Genomic DNA, 14,206 nt, shown 5'->3' on the forward strand with positions numbered 1-14,206 from the left:
GCAGCAAAAAGGGCTTCAGAACGTAGTCCTGAAGCCCTCGGTCTTGCTGGTTAGTCTGTGTTGCGAGGCTCTAATTCCTCTGTATCAGGAACTTTACCTTCAGCTGACGCGGGCCTTACGCACGCCATCGGCCAACGCCGAGCACAGGCTCAGCACACCATCGACCGCTTGCTCCGGTGTCGTGGCATTGGCGATCTGATCGATCAACGCCGACCCCACTACCACGCCATCCGCCAGACGCGCGATGTTCGCCGCTTGCTCCGGTGTGCGAATACCGAAACCGATGCTGATCGGCAGGTCGGTATGACGACGCAGACGCGCCACCGCTTCTTCCACGTGCTCCAGGGTTGCCGCGCCGGCACCGGTTACACCGGCCACCGATACGTAGTAGACAAACCCGGAGCTACCGTTGAGGACGGTTGGCAAACGCACATCATCGGTGGTTGGTGTGGTCAGGCGGATGAAATCGATGCCCGCAGCCTGGGCCGGGTCGCACAGTTCACCGTTATGCTCGGGCGGCATGTCGACCACGATCAGGCCATCGACACCGGCTTCTTTCGCCTCGGCAATGAACCGCGGCACGCCGTATTTATGGATCGGGTTGAAGTAACCCATCAGCACCAGGGGCGTTTCGTTGTTGTCCTTGCGGAACTCACGAACCATTTCCAGGGTTTTCGCCAGGTTCTGCTTGGCCTCCAGGGCACGGATGTTGGCCAGCTGGATAGCCGGGCCGTCAGCCATCGGATCGGTGAAGGGCATGCCCAGCTCGATCACGTCGGCGCCCGCTGCTGGCAGGCCCTTGAGGATCGCCAGGGAGGTGTCATAACCCGGGTCGCCAGCGGTGACAAAGGTCACCAGGGCGGCGCGGTTCTGTTCCTTGAGTTCGGTAAAACGCGTTTGCAGGCGGCTCATCAATGTTTCTCCTGCTTGGATGGCTCTTGTTGAGCGTGTTCCATGTGGTGCATCACTGTCTGCATGTCTTTGTCGCCACGGCCGGACAGGTTGACCACCATCAGGTGATCCTTGGGCAGCGTCGGCGCGCGCTTGAATACTTCAGCCAGGGCGTGGGCGCTTTCCAGGGCAGGAATGATCCCTTCCAGGCGGCAGCACTGGTGGAAAGCCGCGAGCGCTTCGTCGTCAGTCACCGAGGTGTACTGGACACGGCCGATGTCATGCAACCAGGCGTGTTCCGGGCCGATGCCCGGGTAGTCGAGGCCAGCGGAGATCGAGTGGGCGTCGATGATCTGGCCATCGTCGTCCTGCAACAGGAAGGTGCGGTTGCCGTGCAGTACACCCGGTACGCCGCCGTTCAGGCTGGCCGCGTGTTTGCCGGTCTCAATGCCGTAGCCGGCCGCTTCCACGCCGATGATCTCGACGCTCTTGTCGTCCAGGAACGGGTGGAACAACCCCATGGCGTTGGAACCACCGCCGATGCACGCCACCAGGCTGTCCGGCAGGCGACCTTCCTGGGCTTGCAGTTGGTCACGGGTTTCCTTGCCGATAACGGCCTGGAAGTCGCGAACCATCGCCGGGTAAGGGTGCGGCCCGGCCACGGTGCCAATCAGGTAGAAGGTACTGTCGACGTTGGTCACCCAGTCGCGCAGGGCTTCGTTCATCGCATCCTTCAGGGTACCGGTACCCGCTACGACCGGGATCACTTCAGCGCCCAGCAGCTTCATGCGGAACACGTTGGCCTGCTGGCGTTCGATGTCAGTGGTGCCCATGTAGATCACGCAGTCCAGGCCGAAACGCGCGGCCACGGTGGCGGTTGCCACGCCGTGCATGCCGGCGCCGGTTTCGGCGATGATGCGTTTCTTGCCCATGCGCCGCGCCAGCAGAATCTGGCCGATGCAGTTGTTGATCTTGTGCGCGCCGGTGTGGTTGAGCTCTTCACGCTTGAGATAAATCTTTGCGCCGCCACAGAATTCAGTCAGACGCTCGGCGAAATAAAGCGGGCTCGGACGACCGACGTAGTCGCGCTGAAAGTAGGCCAACTCTTCCTTGAAGGCCGGATCTTCCTTGGCCGCTTCGTATTCACGGGCCAGGTCGAGGATCAACGGCATCAGGGTTTCGGCAACATAACGGCCGCCGAACGCGCCAAACAGGCCGTTGGCGTCAGGGCCGTTGCGCAGATTAGTCTGGGTCATGGGGCGCTCCAGTTGAATTGCTTGGGAATACGATGGGCTTCACTCTACCCCTGACGCCCTGAGCTGAAAACCGATAAGATCGCTGCAACCTGTCAGGAAAACTCACAGATCACATGAGCCACGACCTCCCACCGTTGAACGCCCTGCGCGCCTTCGAAGCCACGGCCCGCCTGAACAGCGTAAGTCAGGCTGCCGAACAGCTGCACGTCACTCATGGTGCGGTCAGCCGGCAGTTGAAAGTGCTTGAAGAACACCTCGGCGTGAGTTTGTTCATCAAGGACGGGCGCGGCCTGAAACTCACAGATGCCGGCATGCGTCTGCGTGACGCCAGCGCCGAAGCGTTCGAGCGCTTGCGCACGGTATGCGCCGAGCTCACGCAAAGTACCGCTGATGCGCCGTTCGTCCTTGGCTGCTCAGGAAGCCTGCTGGCGCGCTGGTTCATACCGCGCCTGGGGCGGCTGAACGCTGACCTGCCCGACCTGCGCCTGCACTTGTCTGCCGGCGAAGGCGATCTGGATCCCCGTCGCCCGGGCCTGGATGCCCTGTTGGTGTTTGCCGAACCGCCCTGGCCCGCGGATATGCAGGTCTTCGAACTGGCCAGCGAACGGATCGGCCCGGTCATGAGCCCACGGTTCGTCGGTCATGAGCGCCTGCAAATGGCGCCTGCCAATGCGCTGCTCACTGAATCGTTGCTGCACACCACTTCCCGCCCGCAAGCCTGGCCCAGTTGGGCGCAGCAAAGTGGCCTCGACGCCAAGGCGTTGAAGTACGGTCAGGGTTTCGAACATCTGTATTACTTGCTGGAAGCGGCCGTGGCCGGGTTGGGGGTGGCGATTGCCCCCGAGCCATTGGTGGCTGAGGACTTGAAGGCGGGTCGCCTGGTCGCCCCTTGGGGATTTTGTGAAACCCCCGCCCACCTGGCCCTGTGGCTACCCAAGCGCGCCGCGGACGGGCGCGCCAGGCAGCTGGCGTTATGGCTCAAGAATGAGCTACGCCAGACAGATCATTCCCCGCGTTTAAACAGCAGGTAGGCCGCCAGCAGTCCCAGTGCACCGACTGCAACCCCGGCGGTGGTCCAAGGGTGCTCCTGCGCATAATCCCGAGTGGCAATCCCGGTTTCACGGGTTTTGACCTTGACCTCTTCATAGGCATCGCTGAGCAGATGGCGCGAATGCCTCAAAGCGTTCTCGGCATTGCCTTTCAACACCTTGAGGGTTTTACGCGACTCGTCCGAGGCGTCGTCCTTCAGGCTTTCCAAGGATTTGAGCAGACTCTCGATCTCCGCTTCCATGCTTTGCAATGAGGCTTTACGTAACGAGCTGTTGGCCATGGTGGCTCTCCTGCATTGTTGATGAGTGGCGTGTGTTGGTTGGGACTTCAGGGACTCGAGAAAGTGCAGTAAATGTGAACGTCCATGTCACAGCGACCGAAGGCAGTAAGACGGAAAATCACTGCTAGGCTGTAATTCACACCCTAAGGAGAACGCCATGACTGACCATCACACCTATAAGAAAGTCGAACTCGTCGGCTCATCCACCAGCAGTATCGAAGACGCGATCAACAACGCCCTGGCCGAAGCCAACAAAAGTATCAAGCACCTGGAATGGTTTGAAGTGACCGAAACCCGCGGACACATCAAGGACGGCAAGGCTGCGCACTTCCAGGTGACGCTCAAGGTCGGCTTCCGGATTGCCAGTAGCTGAGGTTGGTCTAGTCTTCTGAACTTGCGCGCTGGCCGAGTGCCATAGGGAAATGGCAATGCGCTAGATGCGTTTCCGGCCAATGGCTGGGTGCCTTTTTTTTGATCCGACCAGAGAATGCGACCGATGAAGAAGTTTATTTTGGCGGTAGGCTTGTTGAGCCTGGCGGGTACTGCCTTCGCTGATGGCGGCAAGTCCTGCGAAGAATTGAAAGCCGAGATCGCGGCAAAGCTCGATGCCAAGGGCGTTTCCGGTTATTCGCTGGAAATTGTCGATAAAGGCAATGCGTCTGGCGGAAAAATCGTCGGCACCTGCGAGAAGGGCAGCAAGGAAATAGTCTACAAGCGGTAGTCCTAATAGACGGTAGCCCCAACCGATTGCAAGCGAAAAGCCGACGCCAACGTGTCGGCTTTTTGCGGTTAGCCTGCTCAGCCCTTCATGACCTGTGCCAGCAGTTCATAGGAATGCAGGCGGTCCGCGTGTTCGTACAGGTCGCAGGTGAAAATCAGCTCGTCGGCCTGAGTCTGCTCGATCAGCACTTCCAGCCTGGCGCGGATTTTTTGCGGGCTGCCGATCATCGCCAGCCCCAGGAAATCACTGACGGCTTCTTTCTCATGGGGCAACCACAGCCCGTCCATGGTTTTCACCGGCGGACGTTGCACCAGGCTCTGGCCACGCATCAGGGCGAGAATGCGCTGGAAGACCGAGGTCGCCAGATAGTCGGCCTGCTCGTCCGTGTCAGCGGCCACCAGCGGCACGCCGAGCATCACGTAAGGCTTGTCCAGCACTGCCGAAGGCTTGAAATGATTGCGGTAGACGCGAATCGCCTCATGCATGAAGCGCGGAGCGAAATGCGAGGCGAAGGCGTAGGGCAAACCGCGCTCACCGGCCAGCTGCGCACTGAACAGGCTTGAGCCCAGCAGCCAGATCGGGACATTGGTACCGGTGCCCGGCATCGCGATGATGCGTTGGTCCGGCGTGCGTGGGCCGAGATAACGCACCAGTTCGGCCACATCTTCCGGGAAGTCGTCGGCGCTGCCAGAGCGTTCCCGGCGCAGTGCACGGGCAGTCATCTGGTCCGAGCCGGGTGCTCGGCCCAGCCCCAGGTCGATACGCCCCGGATACAGACTTTCCAGCGTGCCGAATTGTTCGGCGATCACCAGCGGCGCGTGGTTGGGCAGCATTATCCCGCCGGAGCCGACACGAATGGTCGACGTACCACCGGCCAGGTAGCCGAGCAGCACGGAGGTCGCGGAACTGGCAATGCCGTCCATGTTGTGGTGTTCGGCCACCCAAAAGCGGTTATAGCCGAATTTTTCGACGTGCTGCGCCAGGTCCAGCGAGTTGCGCAATGACTGGGCGGCGCTGCCATTCTCCCGCACGGGCACCAGGTCGAGGGTCGAGAACTTGATATCGGACAGACGTTTCATAAACCTGCTTCTCCAATTGAGGGCGCAGGTTTCTTGTTACAAACGAAAACCTGCCGAATCCATAAGCGTGTTTCATGCAATGAGGGCATATACCCGAGTTTCAATAGCACGGTGAAATTTACTGACAAAATGGCGCAGCGATCAGATGCGCTGAACTTTGCTGCCCGGTCTATCCTCAGAACCCAAGCGAGCGAAACCACAACGGCGCGACGCTTCGCGCCGGATCTTGAGGAGACAGGCATGGCTATCACAAAGAAAGCATCGGCCCACTGGGAAGGTGATCTGAAAACCGGCATCGGCTCGATTTCCACCGAAACCGGTGTACTCCGGGACGCGCCGTACGGCTTCAAGGCCCGCTTTGAAGGCGGCAAGGGCACCAATCCGGAAGAGCTGATCGGTGCCGCCCACGCGGGCTGTTTCTCAATGGCGTTTTCCATGATTCTCGGCGATGCCGGCCTCAAGGCCGACAGCATCGATACCAACGCCGAAGTGACCCTGGATCAGGTTGAGGGTGGTTTTGCGATCACGGCGGTGAAATTGATTCTCAAGGCAAAAATCCCCGGCGCGAGCCAGGCGCAATTCGATGAGTTGAGCAACAAGGCCAAGGAGGGCTGTCCGGTATCCAAGGTGCTGAATGCGAAAATCAGCCTGGAGGCGACTTTGGTCAGTTGAATCAAAAGATCGCAGCCCTGTAGGAGTTGCCGAAGGCTGCGATCTTTTTTTGCGCCACGTCAGATTTGCCCGGCAAAACTGTGGTCGAATAAATGACAGCAGCAAAAACGCATGACCTGTGCGCGCTGCCTCAAGGAGCTTCAACCATGAAACGTTTTGCCTTGGCGGTTATCTGTTGCGCCCTGGCCACTTCGGCCCTGGCGGCACCTAAACCTTGTGAAGAACTCAAGGCCGAAATCGAAGCCAAGATCCAGGCCAGCGGGGTGACGTCCTATACCCTGGAAATCGTTACCAATGACGAAGTGCACGATCAGAACATGGTCGTTGGCTCGTGCGAAAACGGCACAAAGAAGATCATCTACCAGAAAAACAACCGCTGACCGGCCCTACGGCACACAGTTGACCTGACTGTCTTGCGCGACGATTTCGTGCCTGGCGTTATAGAGGCGAGCTTCAGGGGTGAACGCCATGGAGCGGGCTTGTAGCAGATAGCGCTGACCGGCTTCGAAATGATCGTATTTGATGATCATGTAGCACAACCGCTCGGTGGAGCCGCCGAACAAGTCCGAGCCCCCGCCTGGCACCTCGAAATCGAAGCGCACGGTCAGCAAGTGGCCACCGGGAGTCACCTGGAAAAAACGTCCGTCGCGCAAGCGTTGATTATCCAATCGCTCGGCCATCAGCAATTTATCGTTGGGGAATGGCGTAGAGAAGTCGACCCACGCCATGTGCGGATTGGCCGCTGGCATCGGCGTAGAACAGCCGGCCACTGCACTTGCGGTCAGTAACAGCATCAACCTGCGCATGATGAATGTCCCAATGTCGGGATATTCAGAATAGCGCCGATCAGGTCCGTTGGCAGCCCGCCGGTGTGCCCTGGCCAATCACTTTTCGTTGTTGATCATACAGCTTGGCCCATGGCCGGAAGCCGATATTTCCCGCTTGCAGCTGGTAGCGCTCTCCCGCATTGAAGTCGTTGAATTTCACATTCATCTGGCAGTCACGCCACAGCGGTTCGGCATTGGGTCCGATATTGGTGGGCTGGACCGGAAACTGGTAGCGCACTGTCAGCTCATGGCTGCCGGGTTGAACCTCGAAATAGCGCTTGTCGGCGGCCGCTTTGTTATCCACCTCCAGCGCCAGCAGGGCGGTATCTTCCTGATGCGATTCCAGATCGATCCATGCTTGCGTCGGATCATGGTGAGGTAATCCGAATCCAGCACAACCGGCCAGCGTCAGCAGGCCTCCCGTCAGCATCAACTTGCGCATAGCGGAGCTCCAGTCAAGCGGGATAGTCTTGCGAGCAGACTCTCCAGGGATTTTTTATTTTGATCAGGCCGCGTCGAAGCCATGGGTTACTTGATCGCGTTTTACGCATTTTGTTTCCGGGTGTGTTGTTTTTGTTACTCAACGGTTGTTCCAGCATCAGCTACTACAGTCAGTTGGCCAGTGGTCAGCTGCAATTGCTGCGGGCACGGGAGCCCGTTGCCCGGGTGATTGCCGACCCACAGCGCGATCAGAAACTGCGTGCTCACCTGGCCCAATCACAAAGGGCCCGGACTTTCGCCAGCCAGCAACTGCACCTGCCGGATAATCAGAGTTACCGCTTGTATGCCGACATTGGCCGCCCCTATGTCGTCTGGAACGTGTTTGTCACCCCGGAATTTTCCCTGAAGCCACAAAACCACTGCTTCCCCATCGCCGGTTGCGTGGCCTATCGCGGCTATTACAGCCAGAGCGCGGCTCGCGGCGAGGCGGCGCTGCAACGCCTGCAAGGCATGGACGTGTCCATCGGTGGGGTGGAGGCCTATTCGACCCTGGGCTGGTTCAACGATCCGATCATGAACTCCATGATGGGCTGGGGCGATGAACGCCTGGCCGCGCTGATCTTTCACGAGCTCGCGCACCAACGCATTTATGTGAAGGATGACACTGAGTTCAACGAGTCATTCGCCACCTTCGTCGAACAGGAAGGTACCCGCCAATGGCGGGCGTTTCGCAGCTTGCCGCCGGACAGCACCTTGCTGTCGCAACAACGGGATCAGTTCATTGAGCTGGTCCTGGATACCCGCACCCGCCTGGAAAAACTCTACAGCCAGCCGCTGCCGCCTGAGCAAATGCGCCAGCGTAAAGCCAAGGCGTTCGAACAGTTGCGCATCGAATACCGTCAGCTGCGTGATAGCCAATGGGCCGGAGACAAACGTTATGACGCTTGGATCAATGCGCCGATGAACAATGCCCGATTGTTGCCGTTTGGCCTGTACGACCAGTGGGTGCCGGCGTTTACGGCATTGTTCAGGCAAGCGGGTGGAGATTGGGTGAGGTTTTATGCGCAGGTCGAGAAGTTGGGTGCGCTGCCGCTTGATGAGCGCAAGACGGCGTTGAAGGAGTTGGCTGGATCCTGAATCTTCGGTGGCGGTGAGGTCCTCTTCGCGGGCAAGCCCGCGAAGGCGTTCTGATCAACGCTGCAAAAACGCCTGATGCATCTCGTCCAGCGTTTCAAAATGATAGGCCGGCGCTTCTGCGCTCAACTCTTCCCGACTGCCAAACCCATACCCCACCGCCGCCGCGTCCAGCCCGTTGTTGCGCGCACCGATCAGGTCGTGCTTACGGTCCCCGATCATCAGGGTCTTGGCCGGATCCAGGCCCTCTTCGGCCACCAGATGGGCGATCAGTTCGACTTTGTTGGTCCGGGTGCCATCCAGCTCGCTGCCATAGATCACCTTGAAGTGTCTGGCGAAGTCGAAATGCCGAGCGATTTCCCGGGCGAAAACCCAGGGCTTGGAGGTCGCGATGTACAGCTGTCGCCCTTGTCCGCCAAGCATTTCCAACAACGGCGTGACCCCGTCGAATACGCGATTTTCGTACAGCCCGGTGACCTTGAAGCGTTCACGATAGAAGTTCACCGCCTCCCAGGCCCTGGCCTCGTCGAAGTCATAGAACTGCATGAAGGCCTGCAACAAGGGCGGGCCGATGAAGTGCTCGAGCTTGCTCAGGTCGGGTTCATCGATGCCCAGCTTGCCCAGGGCAAACTGAATCGAACGGGTAATCCCTTCGCGCGGGTCGGTCAGGGTGCCATCAAGGTCGAACAGTACGGTTTGGTAATGCATGAAAATTCCTGGGCGATAGCGAGACGTTTCAGATCTGGTCGTAGCCTTCGGCCAGATGCAGATCCTTGAGCTTCACGTAGTTCGCCGCGCTGTAGGTGAAAAAGGCTTGTTCCTTGTCAGTCAGCGGCCGGATCTGCTTTACCGGGCTGCCCACATACAGGAAACCGCTGTCCAGGCATTTACCCGGCGGTACCAGGCTACCGGCACCGATAATGACGTCGTCGGCGACCACCGCACCGTCCATGACAATGCTGCCCATGCCGATCAACACCCGGCTGCCCACGGTGCAGCCATGCAGCATGACTTTGTGGGCGATGGTCACGTCGTCGCCGATCAGCAACGGAAAGCCATCGGGATTGAACGGGCCAGCATGGGTGATGTGCAGCACGCAGCCGTCCTGCACACTGGTTCGCGCACCGATGCGGATGCGGTGCATGTCGCCGCGGATCACCGTCAATGGCCAGACGGAGCTGTCTTCACCGATCTCGACATCGCCGATCACCACCGCCGAGCCGTCGACAAAAGCGCCCTTGCCGAGCAATGGCGTGTGATTCTGATACTTGCGAAGGTTCACGATAGGGTTTCTCTCTGTTGCTGATAGCTGCGGTGAGCGTCGATTGTAATTAAGATGGCTGCATGTTTCTTCCAGCCAAGGTGCCAATCGTGAGCGTGAACAACCCTCTTTTGCAGTCCTACGACCTGCCGCCGTTCTCCGCGATCCGTGCCGAGCACGTGCAACCGGCCATTGAACAGATCCTGGCTGACAACCGCGCCGCCATTATCGAGATCCTCAAGACCCAGGGCAAACAACCGACCTGGGCCGGCCTGGTGCTGGCAATGGACGAGCTCAACGACCGCCTGGGTGCGGCCTGGAGTCCGGTCAGCCACTTGAATGCCGTGTGCAACAGCGCCGAACTGCGCGAAGCCTATGAGGCTTGCCTGCCGGCCTTGAGCGCCTACTCCACCGAAATGGGGCAGAACCGTGAACTGTTCCAGGCCTATGAAGCCCTGGCCAACAGCCTGGAAGCCGGCGGTTTCGACGTAGCGCAGAAAACTATCCTGGAACACGCCCTGCGCGATTTCCGTCTGTCGGGTATCGACCTGCCGGAAGCCGAGCAGAAGCGCTACGCCCAAGTGCAAAGCAAACTGTCAGAGCTGGGTAGCCGCTTCTCCAACCAGCTGCTGGACGCTACCCAGGCCTGGACCAAGCACATCACCGACGAGGCCGCCCTCGCCGGCCTGACCGATTCGGCCAAGGCGCAAATGGCCGCCGCCGCGCAAGCCAAGGACCTCGATGGCTGGCTGATCACCCTGGAATTCCCGAGCTACTACGCGGTGATGACCTACGCCCACGACCGCACCCTGCGCGAAGAAGTCTACGCCGCCTACTGCACCCGCGCGTCGGACCAGGGCCCGAATGCCGGCCAGAATGATAACGGTCCGGTAATGCAGGAAATCCTCGACCTGCGTCAGGAATTGGCAAAACTGCTGGGCTTCGCCAGTTTCTCCGAACTGAGCCTGGCCACCAAAATGGCCGAATCCAGCGATCAGGTGCTGAATTTCCTGCGCGACCTGGCCAAGCGCAGCAAACCGTTCGCCGCCCAGGACCTGGAACAACTCAAGGCGTACGCCGCCGAACAAGGCTGCCCGGACCTGCAAAGCTGGGACAGCGGTTTCCATGGCGAAAAACTTCGCGAGCAGCGTTACAGCGTTGCCCAGGAAGCCCTGCGCGCCTACTTCCCGATCGACAAGGTGCTCAGTGGCCTGTTCGCCATCGTTCAGCGTCTGTACGGCATCGAGATCGCCGAGCAGAAAGGCTTCGACACTTGGCACCCCGATGTGCGCCTGTTCGAGATCAAGGAAAACGGCCAGCACGTCGGCCGCTTCTTCTTCGATCTGTACGCCCGCGCCAACAAACGCGGCGGTGCCTGGATGGACGGCGCCCGTGATCGTCGTCGCACCGCCGAGGGTGTGCTGCAGAGCCCCGTGGCCAACCTGGTGTGCAACTTCACTCCGGCCGACAGCGGCAAGCCTGCGCTGCTGACCCACGATGAAGTCACCACCCTGTTCCACGAGTTCGGCCATGGTCTGCATCACCTGCTGACCCGCGTCGAACACGCCGGCGTGTCTGGCATCAACGGCGTGGCCTGGGACGCGGTCGAGCTGCCAAGCCAATTCATGGAAAACTGGTGCTGGGAGCCAGAGGGGCTGGCGCTGATCTCCGGTCACTACGAAACCGGCGAACCACTGCCCCAGGATCTGCTGCAGAAAATGCTCGCGGCAAAAAACTTCCAGTCCGGCTTGATGATGGTCCGCCAACTGGAATTCTCGCTGTTCGACTTCGAACTGCACGCCACCCACGGCGACGGTCGCAGCGTGCTGCAAGTGCTTGAAGGCGTGCGCGACGAGGTGTCGGTGATGCGTCCTCCGGTCTACAACCGTTTCCCTAACAGCTTCGCGCACATTTTCGCCGGCGGTTACGCGGCGGGTTACTACAGCTACAAATGGGCTGAAGTGCTCTCGGCCGATGCTTTCTCGAAGTTCGAGGAAGAAGGCGTACTCAATGCCGACACCGGCCGTGCGTTTCGTGAAGCGATCCTGGCGCGCGGCGGTTCTCAGGAGCCGATGGTGCTGTTCGTCGACTTCCGTGGTCGCGAGCCGTCGATTGACGCACTCTTGCGCCACAGCGGCCTGAGTGAGGGCGCGGCAGCATGAGTGAGGGTCCTGTGATTACCAAACGACGCTTTATCGCCGGCGCGGTTTGCCCGGCCTGCAGCGAACCGGACAAGTTGATGATGTGGAGCGAGGACGATGTGCCGCATCGCGAGTGCGTGGCCTGCGGTTACTCCGATACGCTGAATGAACAAGGTCTGTCCGTTCCCAAGGAACTGGGCACCCGGGTCAACACGTCCGCGCTCAAGCCGGCGGACACCAAGGTTCAGGCGGTGCAGTTTTTTCCGAACCCGAAACTGAAGAAAAAGCCGGACGAACAGCACTGAGTAGAACCGACATCTTCCACGGCGCAATGCCGTGGGAGAAGCTGCCAAACGGCACTGGTCACTCGCCCCCTCGCAGTATACTGTATGGACATACAGCATGCGAGCTATCCCCATGAACACGCCATTGCCCCCTCGCGGTCGCGGCACTGCGACCAACCCGCACAATCGCTTCGCCCCCCATCGCTCGGTGGCCGAGGACGACGGCTGGTTTCAGGAAGCGCCGATGACCCAAGGCACCGAGGTGTCCATCGAGACCGCGAAAACCATCATCACCCGCAACAACTCACCAGACCTGCCCTTCGATCGATCGATCAATCCTTATCGCGGCTGCGAGCACGGTTGCATCTACTGTTATGCGCGGCCCAGCCACGCCTATTGGGACATGTCGCCAGGCCTGGATTTCGAAACGAAGCTGATCGCCAAGACCAATGCCGCAGATATATTGGAGGAACAGCTTTCAAGGCGTGGTTACCAATGCGCGCCCATCAACCTGGGTTCCAACACCGATCCTTACCAGCCCATCGAGCGTGATTACAAGATCACCCGCCAAACCCTCGAAGTGCTGCTGCGTTACCGTCATCCAGTAACAATCGTGACCAAAGGTTCTTTGATCCTGCGCGACCTGGACCTGCTGGCGGAACTGGCCCGACAAAGGCTGGTGGCGGTGATGATCAGCCTGACCACGCTGGACGACGAGCTCAAGCGTATCCTCGAACCCCGCGCGGCGGCCCCCAAGGCCCGATTACGGGCGATCAGGGTGTTGCGCGAAGCGGGGGTTCCGGTGGGCGTGCTGTGTTCACCGATGATACCGATGATCAACGACAGCGAAATCGAAAACCTGCTCACAGAGGCCCATGCTGCCGGAGCACACAGCGCCGCTTACATGATGTTGCGCCTGCCCCTGGAAGTCGCGCCGCTATTCGAGGAATGGCTGGCTGCCCACTATCCACAACGTGCGGCGCATGTCCTGAGCCTGATTCGCCAGAGCCGGGGCGGCGAGCTATACGACAGTCGCTTCGGCGCACGCATGCGCGGTGAAGGTCCCTTTGCCGATCTGTTGGCCCAACGATTTGCCAAGGCCATCAAGCGACTGGGGCTCAACCATCGGGAGGGTTTCAACCTGGATTGCGAAGCCTTTTGTCCGCCGGGTCGCCAAATGTCACTGATTTGAGGACAATTGGCCTATGTTGACTACTGGGGAACGCGCTCAAACTTTGGGCCAGTCACGTTTTTTGTGACCTGGAACACAGGTTCTAGAGCGGTTTTTTCAGTTTGAGTTAAGATTCGAGGGCTACCTTGTTCATCGAGTGACTGACGGGTCGAGCTTCACGACCTGGATGTTTTTTAAACAGCCACTGGCTTCACACCGGACAAAACGGGAATATCCCTGACTCCGCCAAAGAGGATGAATCATGAGTGACAAGGATAAACAGCCGTTGGCTGCGTCGGCTTCTGCCCAACCCGAGGCGGAAACCGCCGATGCAGCGCTGCAGCATATTGTTGACGGCTTTTTGCATTTTCATCATGAGATCTTTCCGCAACAGGAAGAACTCTTCAAGAAACTCGCCACGGCCCAGCGTCCGCGCGCCATGTTCATTGCGTGCGCCGATTCGCGCATCGTTCCCGAACTGATCACCCACAGCGCCCCCGGCGACCTGTTCGTGACCCGCAACGTCGGCAACGTCGTGCCACCTTACGGGCAAATGAACGGCGGCGTTTCCACGGCCATCGAGTACGCCGTGCTGGCCCTGGGTGTGCACCACATAATCATTTGCGGGCACTCCGATTGCGGCGCCATGCGTGCAGTTCTTAACCCGCAGAGCCTGGAAAAGATGCCCACGGTCAAAGCCTGGCTGCGGCATGCGGAAGTGGCCAAGACCATGGTCCAGGAAAACTGCAACTGCGCCGATGAAAACGAAAGCATGCACATCCTCACCGAGGAAAATGTGATTGCGCAGTTGCAGCATTTGCGCACGCACCCCTCGGTAGCCTCGCGCATGGCCAATGGTCAGTTGTTCATCCACGGGTGGGTGTACAACATCGAAACCAGCGAAATAAAAGCCTACGACGCCGACAAGGGTTGTTTCCTGCCGCTCAATGGCAGCCTGCCTATTCCGGTCGCGACGCCCAAAGCGCGCTTCTAAATCC

General features: G+C 59.4%; 18 protein-coding genes. 10 read left to right on the top strand and 8 right to left on the bottom strand.

Going from position 1 to position 14,206, the window contains the following annotated elements:
• Positions 1-99: 99 nt before the first annotated feature.
• On the bottom strand, positions 100-912 hold the full coding sequence (gene trpA / locus ACYP2Q_RS08665; RefSeq protein ID WP_459730110.1) for a tryptophan synthase subunit alpha: 813 nt from the start codon (positions 910-912) through the stop codon (positions 100-102).
• The gene (gene trpB, locus ACYP2Q_RS08670; RefSeq protein ID WP_459730111.1) at positions 912-2,147 is read right to left on the bottom strand and encodes a tryptophan synthase subunit beta; all 1,236 of its coding nucleotides are present in this window, start codon (positions 2,145-2,147) and stop codon (positions 912-914) included. The genes trpA and trpB overlap by 1 nt, the downstream gene beginning before the upstream one ends.
• A gap of 113 nt (positions 2,148-2,260) precedes the next feature.
• Here trpB and ACYP2Q_RS08675 point away from each other — a divergent pair, with 113 nt between their 5' ends.
• Positions 2,261-3,178: a LysR family transcriptional regulator gene (locus ACYP2Q_RS08675; protein WP_459730112.1), complete on the top strand. Its 918-nt coding sequence runs from the start codon at positions 2,261-2,263 to the stop codon at positions 3,176-3,178.
• Here ACYP2Q_RS08675 and ACYP2Q_RS08680 read toward each other — a convergent pair.
• Complete coding sequence (locus tag ACYP2Q_RS08680; protein ID WP_020798079.1) at positions 3,151-3,477, bottom strand: ElaB/YgaM/YqjD family protein; 327 nt, start codon at positions 3,475-3,477, stop codon at positions 3,151-3,153. The genes ACYP2Q_RS08675 and ACYP2Q_RS08680 overlap by 28 nt on opposite strands.
• A 157-nt stretch (positions 3,478-3,634) precedes the next feature.
• Here ACYP2Q_RS08680 and ACYP2Q_RS08685 point away from each other — a divergent pair, with 157 nt between their 5' ends.
• Positions 3,635-3,850 (top strand): dodecin, encoded by a 216-nt coding sequence (locus ACYP2Q_RS08685; protein ID WP_010465710.1) that lies wholly within the window; start codon positions 3,635-3,637, stop codon positions 3,848-3,850.
• Positions 3,851-3,973: 123 nt separating this feature from the next.
• Entirely contained in the window at positions 3,974-4,198 is a 225-nt protein-coding gene (locus ACYP2Q_RS08690) for a DUF1161 domain-containing protein (RefSeq protein ID WP_459730113.1), read from the top strand.
• 77 nt (positions 4,199-4,275) lie between these two features.
• On the opposite strand, the gene ACYP2Q_RS08695 is transcribed toward ACYP2Q_RS08690, so the two are convergent.
• On the bottom strand, positions 4,276-5,277 hold the full coding sequence (locus ACYP2Q_RS08695; protein WP_274073854.1) for an LLM class flavin-dependent oxidoreductase: 1,002 nt from the start codon (positions 5,275-5,277) through the stop codon (positions 4,276-4,278).
• Positions 5,278-5,517: 240 nt separating this feature from the next.
• Here ACYP2Q_RS08695 and ACYP2Q_RS08700 point away from each other — a divergent pair, with 240 nt between their 5' ends.
• Both ACYP2Q_RS08700 and ACYP2Q_RS08705 read left to right on the top strand, forming a co-directional pair.
• Entirely contained in the window at positions 5,518-5,949 is a 432-nt protein-coding gene (locus ACYP2Q_RS08700) for an OsmC family protein (RefSeq protein WP_459730114.1), read from the top strand.
• Between the two features lie 146 nt (positions 5,950-6,095).
• On the top strand, positions 6,096-6,329 hold the full coding sequence (locus ACYP2Q_RS08705; protein ID WP_459730115.1) for a DUF1161 domain-containing protein: 234 nt from the start codon (positions 6,096-6,098) through the stop codon (positions 6,327-6,329).
• Between the two features lie 6 nt (positions 6,330-6,335).
• On the opposite strand, the gene ACYP2Q_RS08710 is transcribed toward ACYP2Q_RS08705, so the two are convergent.
• Positions 6,336-6,755: a PA0061/PA0062 family lipoprotein gene (locus tag ACYP2Q_RS08710; protein WP_459730116.1), complete on the bottom strand. Its 420-nt coding sequence runs from the start codon at positions 6,753-6,755 to the stop codon at positions 6,336-6,338.
• A 40-nt stretch (positions 6,756-6,795) separates the two neighbouring features.
• Positions 6,796-7,218: a PA0061/PA0062 family lipoprotein gene (locus ACYP2Q_RS08715; RefSeq protein WP_459730117.1), complete on the bottom strand. Its 423-nt coding sequence runs from the start codon at positions 7,216-7,218 to the stop codon at positions 6,796-6,798.
• Between the two features lie 59 nt (positions 7,219-7,277).
• Between ACYP2Q_RS08715 and ACYP2Q_RS08720 the strand changes: the two genes are divergently transcribed.
• Positions 7,278-8,354 carry an aminopeptidase gene (locus ACYP2Q_RS08720; RefSeq protein ID WP_459730118.1) on the top strand — a complete coding sequence of 359 codons (1,077 nt, stop codon included), beginning with the start codon at positions 7,278-7,280 and terminating at the stop codon, positions 8,352-8,354.
• Between the two features lie 54 nt (positions 8,355-8,408).
• Here the strand turns inward: ACYP2Q_RS08720 and ACYP2Q_RS08725 are convergent, their stop codons facing one another.
• Both ACYP2Q_RS08725 and ACYP2Q_RS08730 read right to left on the bottom strand, forming a co-directional pair.
• Positions 8,409-9,059, bottom strand: coding sequence for an HAD family hydrolase (locus ACYP2Q_RS08725; protein WP_459730119.1), 651 nt, complete (start codon positions 9,057-9,059; stop codon positions 8,409-8,411).
• Between the two features lie 28 nt (positions 9,060-9,087).
• Positions 9,088-9,633, bottom strand: coding sequence for a gamma carbonic anhydrase family protein (locus ACYP2Q_RS08730; protein ID WP_459730120.1), 546 nt, complete (start codon positions 9,631-9,633; stop codon positions 9,088-9,090).
• Between the two features lie 62 nt (positions 9,634-9,695).
• On the opposite strand from ACYP2Q_RS08730, the gene prlC reads away from it, so the two are divergent.
• The 4 genes from prlC (at position 9,696) to ACYP2Q_RS08750 (ending at position 14,202) form a co-directional block, all read left to right on the top strand.
• Entirely contained in the window at positions 9,696-11,774 is a 2,079-nt protein-coding gene (prlC, locus tag ACYP2Q_RS08735) for an oligopeptidase A (protein ID WP_459730121.1), read from the top strand.
• The gene (locus ACYP2Q_RS08740; RefSeq protein WP_046818691.1) at positions 11,771-12,058 is read left to right on the top strand and encodes a YheV family putative zinc ribbon protein; all 288 of its coding nucleotides are present in this window, start codon (positions 11,771-11,773) and stop codon (positions 12,056-12,058) included. The genes prlC and ACYP2Q_RS08740 overlap by 4 nt, the downstream gene beginning before the upstream one ends.
• 112 nt (positions 12,059-12,170) lie before the next feature.
• Positions 12,171-13,229 (top strand): PA0069 family radical SAM protein, encoded by a 1,059-nt coding sequence (locus ACYP2Q_RS08745; protein ID WP_459730616.1) that lies wholly within the window; start codon positions 12,171-12,173, stop codon positions 13,227-13,229.
• A 241-nt stretch (positions 13,230-13,470) separates the two neighbouring features.
• Complete coding sequence (locus tag ACYP2Q_RS08750; protein WP_046818688.1) at positions 13,471-14,202, top strand: carbonic anhydrase; 732 nt, start codon at positions 13,471-13,473, stop codon at positions 14,200-14,202.
• The last annotated feature ends 4 nt before the right edge of the window (positions 14,203-14,206 follow it).

The sequence above is a fragment of the Pseudomonas sp. MHK4 genome, from assembly GCF_054600775.1.